The sequence below is a fragment of the Streptomyces sp. XM4193 genome (assembly GCF_023072595.1).
Lineage (GTDB): Bacteria > Actinomycetota > Actinomycetes > Streptomycetales > Streptomycetaceae > Streptomyces.
In genome coordinates this window covers 870,010-886,424 of sequence record NZ_JALLGK010000002.1, presented here as the reverse complement: position 1 = coordinate 886,424, position 16,415 = coordinate 870,010, and the positions used below count along the sequence as shown (strand labels likewise).

Here is a 16,415-nt window from a genome sequence, read left to right as displayed (position 1 = left end):
TTGACCGAGCTCTTGTAGCACGTTTATCGCCGTCGATACGTTCCAGCGATCACCCGAACGTGAACTCCGTTATCCGAACGGGTGGTTGATGACCAGCGCTCACTGAAGGAGATCTACATGGGTTTGAGCCCCCTGTCCGGAAGACGCCGCTTCATTGCGGTTCCTGCCGGTCTCGCTCTCACCGTCTCGCTGGGTCTGCTGCCCAGCGCCAGCGGCGCCCTCGCCAAGGACGACGCCCCCAAGGACGGTCCGCAGCTGTCGTACGTCGTCAACACCGACGCGGGCGCGAGTGCGGTCAAGAAGGCCAAGAAGGCCGTGAAGAAGGCCGACGGCACCGTCGTCAACGCCTTCAAGGACATCGGCGTCGTCGTCGCCCACTCCAAGAACCCGGACTTCGCCGCCGAGGTCCGCGCGGTCAAGGGCATCGACTCGGCGGGGGCCACCCGTACGGCCCCGATCAAGACGGCCGCCACCACCGACGTCGGCAAGCCGGAGTACCTGAACTCCGCGCAGCAGCGCCGGAGCGCCCAGAGCGCCGACAGCGGCGAGGAGCCGCTGGAGTCCATGCAGTGGGCGCTCCCGCAGATCAAGGCCGACCAGGCGCACAAGGTCGACCAGGGCAGCAAGGACGTCACCGTCGCCGTGATCGACACCGGCGTCGACGACACCCACCCCGACCTGGCGCCGAACTTCGCCGCCGACAAGTCGGCCAACTGCGTGGGCGGCAACGCCGACACCTCCAAGGGCGCCTGGCGTCCGTACGCCGACGGCAGCTACCACGGCACGCACGTGGCCGGCATCATCGCCGCCGCGCGCAACGGCCAGGGCATCGCCGGTGCGGCCCCGGGCGTCTCGGTCTCCTCCATCAAGGTGAGCGAGCCGGGCGACAGCTGGTTCTACACCGAGGCTGTCGTCTGCGCCTTCATGTTCGCCGCCGACAAGGGCGTCGACATCACCAACAACAGCTACTACGTCGACCCGTGGATGTTCACCTGCACCGACGACCCCGACCAGCAGGCGCTGGTGGAGGCCGTCACCAGGTCGATGAAGTACGCCCAGGGCAAGGGCACCGCCCACGTCACCTCGGCCGGCAACAGCAACTTCGACCTGGCCGCGAAGACGATCAAGGACGACTCCAGCCCGAACGACTCCACCCCGGTGGAGCGCGAGATCGACCCGACGGTCTGCCCGGATCTGCCCACCCAGGTGGAGGGCACCATCTCGGTCAGCTCCACCGGTTCGCAGAAGCTGAAGTCCTACTTCTCCAACTACGGTTCGGGCCAGATCGACCTGGCCGCGCCCGGCGGTGACGGGCGCTACCAGACCCCGGACGCCCCGGCGAAGAACGGCGGCATCCTCTCCACGATGCCCGACGGCGAGTACGCCTTCCTGCAGGGCACCTCGATGGCCGGCCCGTACGTGGCCGGTGTCGCGGCGCTGCTGAAGAGCAAGGACTCCGAGGTCTCTCCGCAGGAGCTGGCGTGGCGGCTGAAGGCCCAGGCCATCAGCACCCCGTGCCCGGAGGAGTACGACCCGAGCGGTGACGGTGAGTTCGCGGCCGAGTGCGTCGGCACCGAGCACGTCAACAGCTTCTACGGCTACGGCATCGTCGACGCCCACAAGGCCGTGACGAAGTAGCCACCGCGCCGAGCGGCCGGGCGGGCACCAACACCCGTGCCGGACAGGGCGGTTGAGCGGCGGGGGTCGGACCACTGACGGTCCGGCCCCCGTCGTCGTCCCCGCACCGCGGACGACCGGCGCCACCGTCCGCCGCGCGCCGCCCTGCCCGCGGCCTCCGCCGCTGGTCACCGGCCGGGCGCGCTACTCCCCCGCCGTGCCGCCCTGCTGACGGGGCGTGAGGCGGCGGGAGTGGTCAACGGGCCGCGGCGCGGGGAGTGTCAGAGCCGGCCCGTATCCTCTGTGACCATGCTCGAAGACCACACGGCAGCCGCCCCGCTCTTCCCCGCGCAGCAGACTGCCGCCGCGCGGACGTGGCCCTCCGGCTATCCGGACGGATACGCGGTGGTGGACGTCGAGACCACCGGCCTGGCCCGCGACGACCGCATAGTCTCCGCCGCCGTCTACCGGCTGGACGCCAGGGGCGAGGTGGAGGACCACTGGTACACCACCGTCAATCCGCAGCGCGACCCCGGGCCGACCTGGATTCACGGCCTCACCTCCGAAGTCCTCGCCGACGCGCCGCTGTTCGGCGAGATCGCCGAGGATTTCGCCGAGCGTCTGAAGGACCGTGTGCTGGTCGCGCACAACGCCGTCTTCGACTGGACGATGATCTCCAGGGAGTTCGCCCGCGCCGACCGCGTCGCCCCGGTCCGGCAGCGGCTGTGCACCATCGCTCTCGCCAAGCAGCTCGACCTCCCGCTGCCCAACCACAAGTTGGAGTCGCTCGCCGCCCACTACGGCGTGCAGCAGCGCCGCGCGCACCACGCGCTGGACGACGCCCGGGTGCTCGCCGAGGCGTTCCGCCCGAGCCTGCGGCTCGCCGCGCGCCAGAGCGTCCGGCTGCCGCTGCTGGCGTGTCAGCCGCTCACCGAGTGGAACGACACCCCCTCCGCTGCGGGCTCCACCCGCGGCGGATACGCCCCCCGCACCTGGCGCCCGGCCCGCAGACGCCCCGCCTGCCCGTACCCCAACCCCGGCAGATACGCGCCGGGCGGCACTCTGGTGCAGGGGATGCGGGTGGCCTTCTCGGGCGACACCTCGGTCGACCGCGAGCTGCTGGAGGACCGTGCGGTCGAGGCCGGCCTGCATGTGGCGACGAGCGTCTCGCGGCTGACGAGTCTGCTGGTGACCAACGACCCGGAGGCCGGCACCTCCAAGGTGAGCAAGGCGCTCGCCTTCGGCACCCCGGTGATCGACGAGACCGCGTTCAGCCACCTCCTGAGAGACGTGGCCCCCGCGCCGTCGCGCTGACCGGCGTCGCGATAACGTCGAAGCGTGTACCGCTTCCTGTTGTCCCGGCAGTGGGTGATCCTCACTCTGGTCGCTCTCGTGCTGATGCCTGCGATGGTCGAGCTCGGGTTCTGGCAGTACCACCGCCACCAGGAGCGGGTCGCGCACAACGACCGCATCGCCGCCAGCCTGTCCGCCGACCCCGTGCCGGTCGACGAGCTGACCGGCACGGACGGCGAGGTCACCGACCGGGAGCGGTACCGCGCGGTCACCGCCACCGGCACCTACGACACCGAGCACGAGGTGGTGGTGCGCCGCCGCACCGCCGAGGACGGCCAGAGCATCGGCTACTTCGTGCTCACCCCGCTGGTCCGCGAGGACGGCACCGCGCTGCTGGTCAACCGCGGCTGGGTGACCTCGGGCGCCAGCCAGACCGCCTTCCCCGAGGTGCCCGCGGCGCCGAAGGGCGAGGTGACGCTCTCCGGCCGGCTGATGCCCGACGAGACCGAGGCCGGCAGCGGCATCAAGGACCGCGCGGGGCTGCCCGAGCGCCAGGTCATGCTGATGAACAGCGAGCAGCAGGCGAAGGCGACCGGGCTGCCGGTGCTGCGCGGCTACCTCCAGCTGACCGGCACCGACCCCGCCCCCGCGCGCGGCGAGACGGCACAGCCCGTGCCGGAGCCGGACCACAGCGGTATCGGCGCGCACATGGCGTACGCGGTGCAGTGGTGGCTGTTCGTCGCGGCGGTTCCGGTCGGCTGGTTCGTGCTCTTCCGCCGCGAGGTGCGCGACCGCACCGCGGCGGCCGTCCCGGCCTCCGGCCCGAGCCCGGCCGGCGGCGACGACCGCCCGCAGCAGCGTGTGCCGGACGAAAGCGCCGAGCAGCGCACCGAGGGCGGCCCCTCGCTCGCCGCACGGGCGGGCGGCACGGCAGACTGAGTCCATGGATCTTGGACTGAAGGACAGGGCGTACATCGTCACCGGCGCCAGCCGCGGGCTGGGTTACGCGGTCGCCGAGCAACTGGTCGCCGACGGCGCGAAGGTCGTCGTCAGCAGCCGTACCGAGGAGGCGGCCTCCGATGCCGCCGCGCGGCTGGGCGGGGGTGCGGTGGGCATCGCCGCCGACAACGGCGACCCGGCCACGGCCGGACGGTTGACGGACGCGGCACTCGCACACTTCGAGCGGCTCGACGGTGTGCTCATCAGCGTCGGCGGTCCGCCCGCCGGCCCCGCCGAGGCGATCACCGACGAGCAGTGGGAGACGGCCTTCGAGTCGGTCTTCCTCGGCGCGGTACGGCTCGCGCGGGCCGCCGCCGAGCGGCTCGGCGAGGGAGGGGTGATCGGGTTCGTGCTCTCCTCCTCGGTCACCGAGCCGGTGCCGGGGCTGACCGTGTCCAACGGGCTGCGGCCGGGCCTGGCCGGCTTCGCCAAGTCCCTGGCGAACGAGCTCGGCCCGCGCGGCATCCGTGTCGTCGGGCTGCTGCCCTCGCGCATCGACACCGATCGCGTGCGGGAGCTGGACGCGCTCTCCGGGGACGCCGCGGCCTCCCGCGAGCGCAACGAGGCGCAGATCCCGCTGCGCCGCTACGGCACCCCGGAGGAGTTCGGCCGGGCCGGTGCCTTCCTGCTCTCCCCCGCCGCTTCGTACCTCACCGGCACCATGCTGGCGGTCGACGGCGGCGCGCAGCACCGCATCTGAGGACGCGGGGCTGCGTAGCCCCGACCGGGGTCTGTCGTTCGGGTCCCGACGGGGTCGGCCCGAGCCCGGCGAATGCCCGAACGACAGGCCCTAGTTGACGCGGCTGGGCCGGTGCCGCACCGAGCTCAGACGGATCTCGGCGGGGAGTTCGCCCACGTCCGCGGAGGTGCGGGCGTGCTCCAGCACCTCCTGCTCCAGGCGGTGCACCACCTCGTCGGGCACGGCGTGCTCGTCCAGCACCACCCGCATCCGCACCGACGGGTCGCTTCGTTTGCCCACCAGCGTCACCCGTGCTCGGGAGACGCCGTCCAGCGCGGCGGCCTCCGAACCCATCACCTGCTCCAGGGCCCGTCCGCGCAGCACCGCCCCCGGGCCGTGGCCCGAGGACTCGTCGTCGCCGGAGACCGCGAGTTCGCCGGCCCGCCGGCGGCGCAGCTGGGAAAGCGCCAACCACAGTGCGATCAGGGTCAGCAGTGCCAGCGCCCCGATGACCACCGGCCACCACCAGCCCTGGTCCCGCCACTGGGTGCGGTCCGCGCCGGTGAGCACCACTTCCTGCGGTCTGCTCCAGGCCCATCCGGAGGGCATGCCGAAACCCCAGCGGTTGGGCAGGTCCAGCGCCCCGACGAGGGCGCTGAGCCCGAGCAGCAGCAGCACCAGCCCCAACAGGGCGAGCAACAGGCGGTTCAAGGTTCTCAGCACCGTGGATCCCTCACTGCTTGGGCCGGTGGACCCGTACGTCCAGCCGCGGCTCTCGGGCCAGCCCCAGCTCTTGTACGCCGTCCTGCAGGGCCGTGGTCAATTCGCCGCGTACGGCGTCCAGTTCACCGAAGTGCGCCTCCGCGCGGGCGCGCACGCCGGAGCGGCGCACCTTCACCGAGGCGCTGCGCACTCCGTTGACCTCCATCGCACGGTCCCGCAGCACCAGGGCCGCGGCGTTGCGTTCGACGGCGGCACGCACCCGGGGCTCGCCCCGCATGGTCAGTACCGAGCGCAGTCCCGGCGTCAGCGCGAGCACCAGCAGCCAGAGACCCAGCAGCAGCGCGAGGATCGCCGCGATGATCACCACGGTGTCGTCGAGGCGGCGCGAGGACAGCTCGTCGGCGAGATTGCGGCGCCAGCTCGCGGCGTCGGAGCCCGCGCGCACCCGCACGATGTCGTACAGGAGCAGCGCGCAGGCGACGAGCGCCAGCAGGCTCGCGAGGAGCGCCGGCAGTCTGCGGGCGGACCAGAAGCGTCCACCGCCGCCGTCCTCGCGTCCGCGCTGGACCGGTTGGTAGGGGGCGCCGTCGACCCGCGGCGACGGCGCCGGGGGCGCACTGTCGGAGGCGTTCTTCTCCAGGGTGGGCACAGGCCCCGTGCTGTCGTGGCTCACCGCACTCGCTCCGTCCCTTCGCCGTTGAGATGGACAGAGTGGAGGCGTTGGACCTCGACCACCACCTCGCAGGCCGTCATCCCCGCCAGTTCACCCAGTCGTGCGCTGACGACGCGCCGTACGGCGGCGCACTGGGCGCCGATGTCGGACGGATAGCCGAGCTCCACGGCGACACGCACCCGCGCCTGTCCGCCCTGGTTGTCGTGGTCCGGCAGCCGTCGTACGGATGCGGCCGCGTGCGGGGCGTGCGCGCCCACCGCACGACGGCCGGGGTCCCTGCGCAGCGCCTCGTGGGCTGCCTGAGCGGCGATCTTGGCCACCACGCGGTCGTCGAACCGCAGAGAGCCCCGCTCGGGTGCGCCGACCGTCTGCTGAGACGACATTTCCTAGCTCCGCCGCCCGTTGTCGCGGGCACGGAGGAGGTCGGACGGCTCCAGATCGCCGTCGGCGATCCTGCCGGCGAGAAACCCGATGGCACCCAACGCCGCCACCAGCAGAAAGGCACCGAAGCCGCCAAAGTACCCGGCGAAGCCCAGGGCCATTCCCGTGATCAGACCGATCACAGCCATACTCATCTTGCGCTCCCTCAGTCGACGCCCCGCCGGGCACCCTGGTGTCCACGCGGTGCAGTGCGCCGCGTGCCGTGCCTGCCGCGGTGGACGCACCGCGGCACTCGCTCAGTCAGTCACTGCAGACGCCGGTCGGAGTCGTCCTCGTCGTCCTCGTCGGGCAGCTTGACGTCGTCGACCGCGATGTTGACCTCGACGACCTCGAGGCCGGTCATCTGCTGGACCGCGCTGATGACTTCCTTGCGCACGGTGTTGGCGACGTCGACGATCGACACCCCGTACTCGACGACCAGTTGGAGGTCGAGCGCGGTCTGGGTGTCGCCGACCTCGGCCTTCACCCCGCGGCTCACCGCCTTGCCGCTGCCGGGCACCTTGTCGCGCACGGCTCCGAAGGTGCGCGAGAGCCCGCCACCCATCTCGTGGACACCGTCCACGTCTCGGGCCGCCATGCCGGCGATCTTCTCCACCACGCCGTCGGCGATGGTGGTCTGGCCACGGTTGGCGGCGCTGTTGGCGTTGTTGGAGGCCCCTCGGCGTCCTGCCTGAAGGGTCTTGTTGTCGCTGACTTCCTTGGACGCGGCGGAGGTCTCGGACATCTGCTGCACCCCTTTCCCGCTTCGGCTCAGGGCGTCCGGCAAACCCCGGACGGAGCGGCACGGCCGCTCCCGGCTCACGCTAGCGGCGGGTCGGTGGAGGCGCGCGGCGCGAGTGAGCCATCCGGGTAGCGGCCTCTGCCGCCCCGGACACGGCTGTGCCCCCGACCCACGGGCCGGGGGCACAGCGGTGGGCCGGGGGGACTACTCGCCGCCGCCCACCAGGTCCTGCAACCGCCTTGCCTGGGCGGCACGTTCAGCGGCGGGCTGCTGCTCGAAGGGGCGGTCCACGGCGCCGGCCAGGAGCGCCTTGGTCTCGATCACGGCGTCGCGCGGGGCGGCGAGCAGTGCCGCCGTGAGGTCCTCGGTGGCGGCGGCAAGATCGGCCGCGGGCACCACGACGTTCGCCAGGCCGATCCGCTCCGCCTCTTCGGCACGCACGAAACGGCCCGTCGCGCAGATCTCCAGCGCGCGGGCGTATCCGACGTGGCGCACCAGCGGGTGGGTACCGGTGAGGTCCGGGACCAGACCGAGACTGGTCTCCTTCATGGCGAACTGGACGTCGTCCGCGCAGACCCGCAGATCGCAGGAGAGTGCCAACTGGAAACCGGCGCCGATCGCGTGCCCCTGGACCGCGGCGATGGTGACGAGGTCGTTCCGGCGCCACCAGAGGAAAGCCTCCTGGTAGCCGGCGATGACGCGTTCGATCTCCTCGACCGGGCCCTTGCCCATGGTGAGGAAGGAAGCCTCGCCGTCGAAGCCCTCGGGCGTGAACGCCTGGCGGTCCAGTCCGGCGGAGAAGGACTTGCCCTCGCCGCGCAGCACCACCACGCGAACGCTTCCGGGCAGCAGCTGCCCGGCTTCCACCAGCGCCCTCCACATCGCGGGCGACTGGGCGTTGCGCTTCTCGGGGCGAGTGAGCGTCACCGTGGCGACGGCGTCATCCACCGTGAGGCGAACGCCTTCCTTGTCGAGCAGAGTCATGAGCCCTCCGGTGGTTACTCATCAGTTAAGTGACTGAAGAGTAACCACCAGCGGGCGGCATACGAAAGTCTGCTCAGGACGTGGTCTTCTTGCCCCGCGTCGCACCGCCGCGACCGCGGAGGGTCACGCCGGCCTCACTGAGCATCCGGTGCACGAAGCCGTAAGACCTGCCGGTCTCCTCGGCCAGTGCGCGGATACTCGCACCGGAGTCGTATTTCTTCTTCAGGTCAGCCGCGAGCTTGTCGCGCGCGGCGCCGGTTACCCGGCTGCCCTTCTTCAGAGTCTCGGCCACCCGTGCCTCCTCGTGGGAAGTGCGCTCTGGACTCTCATGATCACCCCTTCCCGGCAGTCTGGCCACCCATTCGACAAGGTCTTGGACGGCCGCTTGCCGACGGGACGGGCGGTGCGGACGGCTACACGAGAGGCGCGATGGACGGTCGTCGGGGCCGCGCCGGACCGGCTGAACAATCGTTTCAGCAGGTCAGCGGCGTCACGACGGGCGGCGGGTGGGTTCGAGCAGGGCAGCCGGAGAGGGCACGCGGGGACCGCGGGAACCTCGCAGCCGCCTCGCCGGGGTGCCAGAAGGTCTCACTCAGATGATGGATCTTCACTGGACCGAATGATCCGCAACGAGTCCTCAACGCACCTCGGCCGCGCCCGCCGGTGGTGCTCCGCGGGCGCGGCCGAGGGCTCGGGTGCGAGCGGGCGGGTCAGGCGAGCGCGACCAGGTCCGCGTAGTCCTGGCCCCACAGGTCCTCGACACCGTCGGGCAGCAGGATGATCCGCTCGGGAGAGAGCGCGTCAACGGCTCCCTCGTCGTGGGAGACCAGGACGACGGCGCCGCTGAAGGTGCGCAGCGCGCCGAGGATCTCCTCGCGGCTGGCCGGGTCGAGGTTGTTGGTCGGCTCGTCGAGCAGCAGGACGTTCGCCGAGGAGACGACCAGTGAGGCCAGTGCCAGCCGGGTCTTCTCACCGCCGGAGAGCACACCGGCGGGCTTGTCGACGTCGTCGCCGGAGAAGAGGAAGGAACCGAGCACCTTCCGCACGTGCACCAGGTCCAGGTCGGGCGCCGAGGAGCGCATGTTCTCCAGGACGGTGCGGTCGGGGTCGAGCGTCTCGTGCTCCTGCGCGTAGTAGCCGAGCTTGAGGCCGTGGCCCTCGATGACGCGGCCGGTGTCCGGCTTCTCGACCCCGGCCAGGAGCCGCAGCAGCGTCGTCTTGCCCGCGCCGTTGAGGCCGAGGATGACCACACGGGAGCCTCGGTCGACCGCCAGACCGACATCGGTGAAGATCTCCAACGAGCCGTAGGACTTGGAGAGGTCCTCGGCCATCAGCGGGGTCTTGCCGCAGGGCGCGGGATCGGGGAAGCGGATCTTGGCGACCTTGTCGGAACGGCGCTCGGCCTCCAGTCCGGAGAGCAGCCGCTCGGCGCGCTTGGCCATGTTCTGCGCGGCGACGGCCTTGGTGGCCTTGGCGCGCATCTTGTCGGCCTGGGAGTTGAGGGCCGCGGCCTTCTTCTCGGCGTTGGCACGCTCGCGCTTGCGCCGCTTCTCGTCGGCCTCGCGCTGGATCTGGTACTGCCGCCAGCCCATGTTGTACTGGTCGATCTGCGCGCGGTTGGCGTCCAGGTAGAAGACCTTGTTGACGACCGTCTCGACCAGGTCGATGTCGTGGGAGATGACCACCAGACCACCGCGGTAGGTCTTCAGGAAGTCGCGCAGCCACACCACGGAGTCGGCGTCCAGGTGGTTGGTCGGCTCGTCGAGCAGCAGGAAGTCCGCGTCCGAGAAGAGGATGCGGGCCAGCTCGACTCGGCGGCGCTGACCGCCGGAGAGAGTGTGCAGCGGCTGGCCCAGCACCCGCTCCGGCAGCCCCAGACTCGCGGAGATGGTGGCGGCCTCGGCCTCGGCGGCGTATCCGCCCTTGGTCAGGAACTCGGTCTCCAGGCGCTCGTACTTGCGCATGGCGCGCTCGCGGGTGGCGCCCTGGCCGGTGGACATCCGGGTCTCGTTCTCCCGCATCCGGCGGATGACGTCGTCCAGTCCGCGCGCGGAGAGGATGCGGTCGCGGGCGAGGACGTCGAGGTCGCCGGTGCGCGGGTCCTGCGGCAGATAGCCGACCTCGCCGCTGCGGGTGATGGCGCCGCCGGCGGGATTGCCCTGGCCGGCGAGGCACTTGGTGAGCGTGGTCTTGCCGGCGCCGTTGCGGCCGACCAGGCCGATGCGGTCGCCGCGGGAGATGCGGAAGGTGGCGGACTCGATCAGGACGCGGGCGCCCGCACGCAGTTCGACGCCGGTGGCGGTGATCACGAAAATCTCCTGGACAGGATGAAGGGACGAGGCAGGCAGACAGCGCGCACCGCGGACACCGATCGGCGCCGCGGTGGGGGTACCTCGTCAGCTAGTGCAGGAGTGAGTAGGCCATGCGGCCAGTCTAGCCACTGCGTGCAAGCCGCCGTGCCCCCGCGGTGGCGCCCCGCCGCCCGTGAGGCGTGGCGAGGCGCGGAGCCGTCAGGCGCCGCCGGTGTGGACCTGGAACGCCGCCCGCCGTACCGCCCTGGCCATGGCCGGGTCCGGGTGAGCGGCGGCGAGCGCGACCAGCACCTGGACGGTGCGGGGGTGGCCGGTGGCGCGCACCTCGTCCAGCAGCTGCGCCACGGAGTTCTGCACGGCCGACTCCAGGTGGTCCACCAGCAGGCCGTTCTCCCCGTGGTCGGCGACGGCGGCGGCGGTGTCGACCCACAGCCAGGTGGCTTCCTCGCGGGTGAGCGGTCCGCCGCCGGCGAGCTCGTCGGGATCGGCGCCCTCCTGCTCGGCGATCCACAGCAGGGCGTACGGACGGAGCACCGGCTCGGTGTCCACCACCGCGCGCACGGCCGACTCCGCGGGCGCACCGACCACGCGCAGCGCCTCGAACGCCAGGGCCCGCACGAGCGCGTCCTCGCCGCGCGCGGCGTCCAGCAGCTCGGCGACGGCGGGCGCGGTGGGCCTGGCCGCGAGCCAGGCGCGGTACTCGTCCCGGGCCGGGCCGGGGCTGAGCCGTACGCAGCCGCGGAGCATGTCCTCGGCGGGCTGCTCGATGTTGCCGACCGGGCTCAGCGCGGCGACGCAGATCTGCTCCAGCTTGACCCACACCGCCCAGTTCCCGAGCGGGGTCAGGACGGCCTGGTTGACCGAGCCGGGGTCGTGGCAGCGGGTGAGGGCACCGACCGAGGCGAGTCCGTCGAGCGCCCAGTCCAGCAGGGCGTTCAGCTCGCCCGGCGTCGGCAGCTCGGGCACGTCGCCGGGCGCCGCGCGTTCGGTGCGCAGCTCGGCGATCCGCTGGGTCAGCAGTTCCAGGAGGGTCAGTTCGGTGACCGGGCCGGAGGAGAGGTGCATGACCGACAGGAACTGCGGAGCGGCCACCACCACGTCGCCCACCAGCACCGAACTGGCCTCGGCGGGTGCCGGATAGACCAGGGACCAGGCGTCGAAGAGCGCGACCCAGCCGCGCAGCACCGCCGAACGGTCGCGGTCCCAGGCGTGCAGCCGCCAGCCGGGGCGCGCCGCGTCCTCGTGCAGCTCGATCAGGCCGGCGAGCCGGGCCCGGTCCCAGTGCTGGGCGAGCTGCTCCTCGGGCATCCGCAGGTCCCCGGCGGCCTGTGCGGCCACGGTGAGCGGGGAGATCCCGGAGGCGGCGGCCCAGCGGGCGAGGCGTACGTCGTTGGCCAGGGCAGCGCGCGCCTGCTGCGCGAGCTGCTCGCGCGGAGCCAGGGACGCGGGTGGTCGCGGGGCGGGCCGGGCACGGCTGCCGGCCACCGAGCGACGGGCGGCGGCAACCGCCTGCCGGGGTACAAGGCTCAGTCTGGTGTCTCGCGGAGTACGGGACGTCACGGTGGCAGTCTTCCTGGTGACCCGCCAAAAGCCCAAACCGCACCCACGTTCCCGTGCCGGACGCGGGGCGCCCCGCGGTGTGCGGGGCGCGGGCCGCTACATCAGCGGGGTCAGGAAGCGGCGCAGCGTCTCCTCGTAACCTTCCTGGTCAGCGTTCCAGGAGGCGGCGTGAGTGGCGTCGGGGAAGACGTCGAGCGTGACCAACTCCGGTCGTGCCGCGGCGAATTGGCGCGCGGTCGACCAGTCGGCGATCGGATCGTCCCGGCCCTGGAGGACAAGAGTGGGAACGGTCAGCCAGGACGGGTCGGCGAGCCGGTCGAGCCGCTCCGGGTCGAGCGCGGCGCGGGCCCTGGCGGCACGCACGGCGAGCGGCAGCAGCGGCCCGGGCACGCGCCGGGCGACCAGCGCACGGACCGCGGCGCGCCAGTCCAGCAACGGCGAGTCCAGCACGAGGCCGCTGATGTGCGCGCGCAGCGCGGAGTGGGCGGCGGCGTGCAGCGCCATGGAGGCGCCGGTCGACCAGCCGTGGAGCACGATGCGGTTGGCGCCGTGGCGTACGGCGTAGCGCATCGCGGCGTCCAGGTCGCGCCATTCGGTGGCACCCAGATGACCGATGCCGTCGGGGCTGCGCGGCGCGCCGGCGTCGCCGCGGTGACAGGGGGCGAGGACCGGGGTCTGCATCCGGTCCAGCAGCGGCATGGCCACCATCGGGTGCTCCCGGGTGGTGCCGAGGCCGTGGACGGTCAGGACCCAGGTGTCGCGGGTGCCGGGCAGGAACCAGGCGGGCAGCGTGCCGAGCTCGCCGGGCACCTCGACCTCGGCGTACGGCAGGTCCAGGGCGTCGCCGGGGTTGCCGGCGAAGACCTGCGGGGTCATCCGGACCCGGGTGCCGGGGCGCAGCTCCCCGCTGTCCACCCGCTCCAGGCGGCGACGCAGGGTGTCGGGGGTGGGGCCGGTGCCCAGCACCTCGCCGACGGCGGCACGGCAGCCGGGGGCGACGAGGCCGTAGCGGCCGGGCAGGGCCGAGTCCAGGGAGCGGGTGAGGGTGATCTCGCCCCGCTCCGGATCGAGGTCGTGGACGGTCAGCCCGCCGGGTGCGAAACCCGGTGGAGCGGCGGCGGCCGAGCCGCGCCCGAGGGCGGCGCCCGCACCGTACCGGCCGGCGGCCACTGCTGCGGCGCCGGCGGTGAGCATCGTTGTCGCGGCCACTGCCGCGGTGGTCCCCACTCGCACCGGCCCAGTCTCGTCCCGTCAGCCGCCCGGTGGCCAGTGGGTCGCGGCGGCGGAGTGACGGGAGGCCGGTGCCGGTGCGGCGGACGGGGCGCGGGTGAACTCCGGGGCGGTCGGGACGGTTCAGGGTGCCGCGGGCCGCGGGCGGTAGTCGCGCAGGGGCTCGGCGGCGTCGGCGAGTTCGGCGGCCGACAGGAGGCTGGGCGTGAGACCGGGCACCGAGTGCGCGGTCAGCCACAGCCGGCACATCCACTCCAGCTGCGCGGTGCGCTCGAACGCCTGGTCCAGATCGTCGCCGAGGACCACGGTGCCGTGGTTGCGCAGCAGGCACGCCTGTCGGTCCTCCAGTGCCGCGAGGGCGGCCGCGGCGAGCTCCGCACTGCCGTAACGGGCGTACGGGGCGACCCGGACGGGACCGCCGAGAGTCGCCAACTGGTAGTGCACGGCGGGGAGTTCGTCGACGAGCGTGGAGACGGCGGTGGCGTGCAGCGCATGTGTGTGCACCACTGCGGCGGACGGCCTCACCCGGTGCACGGCCAGATGGAGCGGCAGCTCGCTGGTCGGCCGCAGGCCGCCCGCCAGACGGCGGCCGTCGAGGTCGACGGCGCACAGGTCGTGCGGACCGAGCCGGTCGTAGGGCACCGCGCTCGGCGTGACCAGCACGGCGTCGCCCACGCGGAGCGAGACGTTGCCGGAGGTGCCCACGACGAGGCCGTCGCGGACCGTTCGCCGAGCGGTCTCGACCACCTGCCGCCAGCCCTCCTGCCAGGCCGCCGGCGGGGTCGTCGAGTTCGCCGCGGGTTCATCCATGGATCGCCTCTCGTTTCCGAACGGCCCCGTGGGGCCGGTCTGTTGACGGTCGCCCCGGCGCCGGCCGCGGTCCGCGGCGGCAAGGGGTCGACGACGTTGGCGCAGTACGTGACGCGGATCTCCCCGAAGCCTCGTCACGGGCGGGAAAAGGGCGGGCACCAGGGGCTGTCGAGGGGTGCGGGAAGAGCCCTCACAGGTGTCGCCGCCCCGCGACACCCGACCGCCCGCCCCAGTTCATCTTCCGTTCACTCGGCGTCCCTACGTTCACCGAGCCAGCTTTGACCGCCGAACTGATTGCCGGGTGAATGGAACACATCACGCTTCTCATCGGGATCGTGATCGTCACGGCCTTGGTGTTCGACTTTACGAACGGCTTCCACGACACGGCCAACGCGATGGCCACCACCATCTCCACCGGGGCCATGAAGCCCAAAGCAGCTGTGGCGATGTCCGCCGTCCTCAACCTGGTCGGCGCCTTCCTCTCCGTCGAGGTGGCCAAGACCATCTCCTCCGGCATCATCGACGAGGGCGCGGGCATCAAACCCGAAGTGATCTTCGCCGGTCTGGTCGGCGCGATCATCTGGAACCTGCTGACCTGGCTCGCCGGACTGCCGTCGAGCTCCTCGCACGCCCTGCTGGGCGGCCTGATCGGTGCCACGCTCGCCTCGGTGGGCATGGGCGCGGTCAACGGCGACGTCGTCGTCATGAAGGTCCTGATCCCGGCACTGGCCGCTCCGCTGGTCGCCGGAATCGCCGCGACCCTGGCGACCAGGCTGACCTACCGACTGGCGCGCAACGCCGACGAGAAGCAGACCGCCAAGGGCTACCGCGCGGGGCAGATCACCTCGGCCGCGCTGGTCTCCCTGGCGCACGGCACCAACGACGCGCAGAAGACGATGGGTGTCATCACCCTGGCGCTGATCTCCGGCGGAGCGCTCGGCGCCGACGCCGACCCGCCGCTGTGGGTCATCACCTCGGCCGGTGTCGCGATCGCGCTCGGCACCTACCTCGGCGGCTGGCGCATCATCCGCACCATGGGCAAGGGCCTCACCGACATCAGGCCGCCCCAGGGCTTCGCGGCCCAGACCAGCGCCGCCGCGACGATCCTCGCCTCCTCGCACATCGGGTTCTCGCTCTCCACCACCCACGTCTGCTCCGGCGCGGTCATGGGCTCCGGCCTGGGCCGCAAGGGCGGTGTGGTGCGCTGGTCGACCGCGACCCGGATGTTCACCGGCTGGGCCATGACGCTGCCGGCCGCCGGCGGTATCGCCGCGATCTCCGCGGTCATCGCCGACCAGGGCGACTGGGGCGTGACGGTGGTCGCCGTGCTCCTCGTGGTGATCTCCGGAGGCATCTACCTGGCCTCCCGCCGCGAGGTCGTGGACCACACCAACGTCAACGACGTCGACCCGATCGCTCCCGAGGAGCCCGGCGTCGTCACCACCGCCATGCAGTCCGTCGCCCCGCCGCCGGCCCAGGCCACCATCCCGGCGCAGCTCAGCGCCGAGCAGGCCGACGCCCGCACCGCGCCCGCCGCGGAGGGCGGTCCGGACAACGGGAGCCGGACGCCGAGCACGGACGCCGCGGACGCCGACTCCAAGGACACGGCGGACGGCCCCGGCGCGGCAGGTCCGCAGAACGCGGAGCGGCCCGTGACCGAGGAGAAGCCGCAACGACCCGCCGGACTGCTGCCGTGACCCCGGGCATCCGCCCCCGCACCCCCGCGAAGGACACAGGACGATGAACATCGACTGGGCCGCCCTCGGCCAGGTATTCGGCGTCAGCCTGCTGGCGACCGTGGCACTCGTCGGCATCTTCACCCTCGGCATCCTCGGCACCTCCGGGGCCGGCCGCTCCGGCACCGCGGAGGGCGGTTCCGCCCCCGCCGGCGGAGGCACCGCGGTGGCCAGGGCCGGCGCCTACCTGTGCTTCGCCGTCTGCGCGGCGGCCGTGGCGTACGGGATCTACATCATCGCGGCCTGAACCCGGACACGTTCCGGACAAACGGGCGAGCCCGCCGTGCTCCGTGCACGGCGGGCTCGCCCGTGTTCTCCCCCTGCCGGGACTGCTCGTTGCCCTGCACATGAGGCCACTCACCGCAGGTCAGGGGCGAGTTGACGCCCTCGGCGGCGCGTGGTGGACTGCCGAAAGCCAAGCGGCGGCAGAGAGGGAAGACCGGTGAGAATCCGGCGCGGTCCCGCCACTGTCACCGAGGCAGGCCGACTCCCCGACGGGGAGGGGGCGTTCGCCTCGGGAGCCAGACGACTCTCACCGTCGACGACGTCGATCCAGGGCGCGGACCCTGAGTGAGGACACCCCGTGATGCGCGCTTCCCCTGCGCCCCGCGCCGCTGCGGCGCACGCACTGCCCCCG

General features: G+C 72.4%; 17 protein-coding genes and 1 riboswitch. Of the genes, 6 read left to right on the top strand and 11 right to left on the bottom strand.

The genetic code is table 11. The features are described 5' to 3' along the window. Positions 1-117 precede the first annotated feature (117 nt). The 4 genes from MTQ01_RS11045 to MTQ01_RS11030 all read left to right on the top strand — a co-directional run bounded on the left by MTQ01_RS11045 (position 118) and on the right by MTQ01_RS11030 (position 4,609). Entirely contained in the window at positions 118-1,638 is a 1,521-nt protein-coding gene (locus tag MTQ01_RS11045) for a S8 family serine peptidase (RefSeq protein ID WP_247489062.1), read from the top strand. Positions 1,639-1,926: 288 nt separating this feature from the next. After that, a complete protein-coding gene (locus tag MTQ01_RS11040) occupies positions 1,927-2,931 on the top strand; it encodes a DEDDh family exonuclease (protein WP_247489061.1) in 1,005 nt (334 codons plus the stop codon). Between the two features lie 24 nt (positions 2,932-2,955). Then, positions 2,956-3,849 (top strand): SURF1 family protein, encoded by an 894-nt coding sequence (locus MTQ01_RS11035; RefSeq protein ID WP_247489058.1) that lies wholly within the window; start codon positions 2,956-2,958, stop codon positions 3,847-3,849. A 4-nt stretch (positions 3,850-3,853) separates the two neighbouring features. Continuing rightward, positions 3,854-4,609 carry an SDR family oxidoreductase gene (locus tag MTQ01_RS11030; RefSeq protein ID WP_247489056.1) on the top strand — a complete coding sequence of 252 codons (756 nt, stop codon included), beginning with the start codon at positions 3,854-3,856 and terminating at the stop codon, positions 4,607-4,609. Positions 4,610-4,699: 90 nt separating this feature from the next. Here the strand turns inward: MTQ01_RS11030 and amaP are convergent, their stop codons facing one another. The 11 genes from amaP to MTQ01_RS10975 all read right to left on the bottom strand — a co-directional run bounded on the left by amaP (position 4,700) and on the right by MTQ01_RS10975 (position 14,042). Then, positions 4,700-5,311: an alkaline shock response membrane anchor protein AmaP gene (gene amaP / locus MTQ01_RS11025; protein ID WP_247489053.1), complete on the bottom strand. Its 612-nt coding sequence runs from the start codon at positions 5,309-5,311 to the stop codon at positions 4,700-4,702. A 10-nt stretch (positions 5,312-5,321) separates the two neighbouring features. Then, positions 5,322-5,984 (bottom strand): DUF6286 domain-containing protein, encoded by a 663-nt coding sequence (locus MTQ01_RS11020; RefSeq protein WP_247489051.1) that lies wholly within the window; start codon positions 5,982-5,984, stop codon positions 5,322-5,324. Beyond that, positions 5,981-6,367 (bottom strand): Asp23/Gls24 family envelope stress response protein, encoded by a 387-nt coding sequence (locus tag MTQ01_RS11015; RefSeq protein ID WP_211038869.1) that lies wholly within the window; start codon positions 6,365-6,367, stop codon positions 5,981-5,983. The genes MTQ01_RS11020 and MTQ01_RS11015 overlap by 4 nt, the downstream gene beginning before the upstream one ends. A gap of 3 nt (positions 6,368-6,370) precedes the next feature. Then, on the bottom strand, positions 6,371-6,559 hold the full coding sequence (locus MTQ01_RS11010; RefSeq protein WP_247489048.1) for a hypothetical protein: 189 nt from the start codon (positions 6,557-6,559) through the stop codon (positions 6,371-6,373). 110 nt (positions 6,560-6,669) lie between these two features. Then, the gene (locus MTQ01_RS11005) at positions 6,670-7,149 is read right to left on the bottom strand and encodes an Asp23/Gls24 family envelope stress response protein (RefSeq protein WP_247489046.1); all 480 of its coding nucleotides are present in this window, start codon (positions 7,147-7,149) and stop codon (positions 6,670-6,672) included. A gap of 201 nt (positions 7,150-7,350) precedes the next feature. Further along, a complete protein-coding gene (locus MTQ01_RS11000; protein ID WP_247489045.1) occupies positions 7,351-8,130 on the bottom strand; it encodes an enoyl-CoA hydratase/isomerase family protein in 780 nt (259 codons plus the stop codon). Positions 8,131-8,203: 73 nt separating this feature from the next. Further along, positions 8,204-8,422 carry a helix-turn-helix domain-containing protein gene (locus tag MTQ01_RS10995; protein ID WP_247489043.1) on the bottom strand — a complete coding sequence of 73 codons (219 nt, stop codon included), beginning with the start codon at positions 8,420-8,422 and terminating at the stop codon, positions 8,204-8,206. Positions 8,423-8,840: 418 nt separating this feature from the next. Next, the gene (locus MTQ01_RS10990; RefSeq protein WP_247489040.1) at positions 8,841-10,439 is read right to left on the bottom strand and encodes an ABC-F family ATP-binding cassette domain-containing protein; all 1,599 of its coding nucleotides are present in this window, start codon (positions 10,437-10,439) and stop codon (positions 8,841-8,843) included. 201 nt (positions 10,440-10,640) lie between these two features. Continuing rightward, positions 10,641-12,002, bottom strand: a complete 1,362-nt coding sequence (locus MTQ01_RS10985) for a hypothetical protein (protein ID WP_247489038.1) — start codon at positions 12,000-12,002, stop codon at positions 10,641-10,643. Between the two features lie 96 nt (positions 12,003-12,098). Then, positions 12,099-13,235, bottom strand: a complete 1,137-nt coding sequence (locus MTQ01_RS10980; protein ID WP_247489036.1) for an alpha/beta hydrolase fold domain-containing protein — start codon at positions 13,233-13,235, stop codon at positions 12,099-12,101. A 120-nt stretch (positions 13,236-13,355) separates the two neighbouring features. Then, complete coding sequence (locus MTQ01_RS10975) at positions 13,356-14,042, bottom strand: class II aldolase/adducin family protein (RefSeq protein ID WP_247489034.1); 687 nt, start codon at positions 14,040-14,042, stop codon at positions 13,356-13,358. 305 nt (positions 14,043-14,347) lie between these two features. Between MTQ01_RS10975 and MTQ01_RS10970 the strand changes: the two genes are divergently transcribed. Beyond that, positions 14,348-15,739 carry an inorganic phosphate transporter gene (locus tag MTQ01_RS10970; RefSeq protein WP_247489032.1) on the top strand — a complete coding sequence of 464 codons (1,392 nt, stop codon included), beginning with the start codon at positions 14,348-14,350 and terminating at the stop codon, positions 15,737-15,739. 43 nt (positions 15,740-15,782) lie between these two features. Then, entirely contained in the window at positions 15,783-16,025 is a 243-nt protein-coding gene (locus MTQ01_RS10965; RefSeq protein ID WP_247489030.1) for a hypothetical protein, read from the top strand. A gap of 186 nt (positions 16,026-16,211) precedes the next feature. Beyond that, positions 16,212-16,308, top strand: a riboswitch (cobalamin riboswitch). Positions 16,309-16,415: the final 107 nt, after the last annotated feature.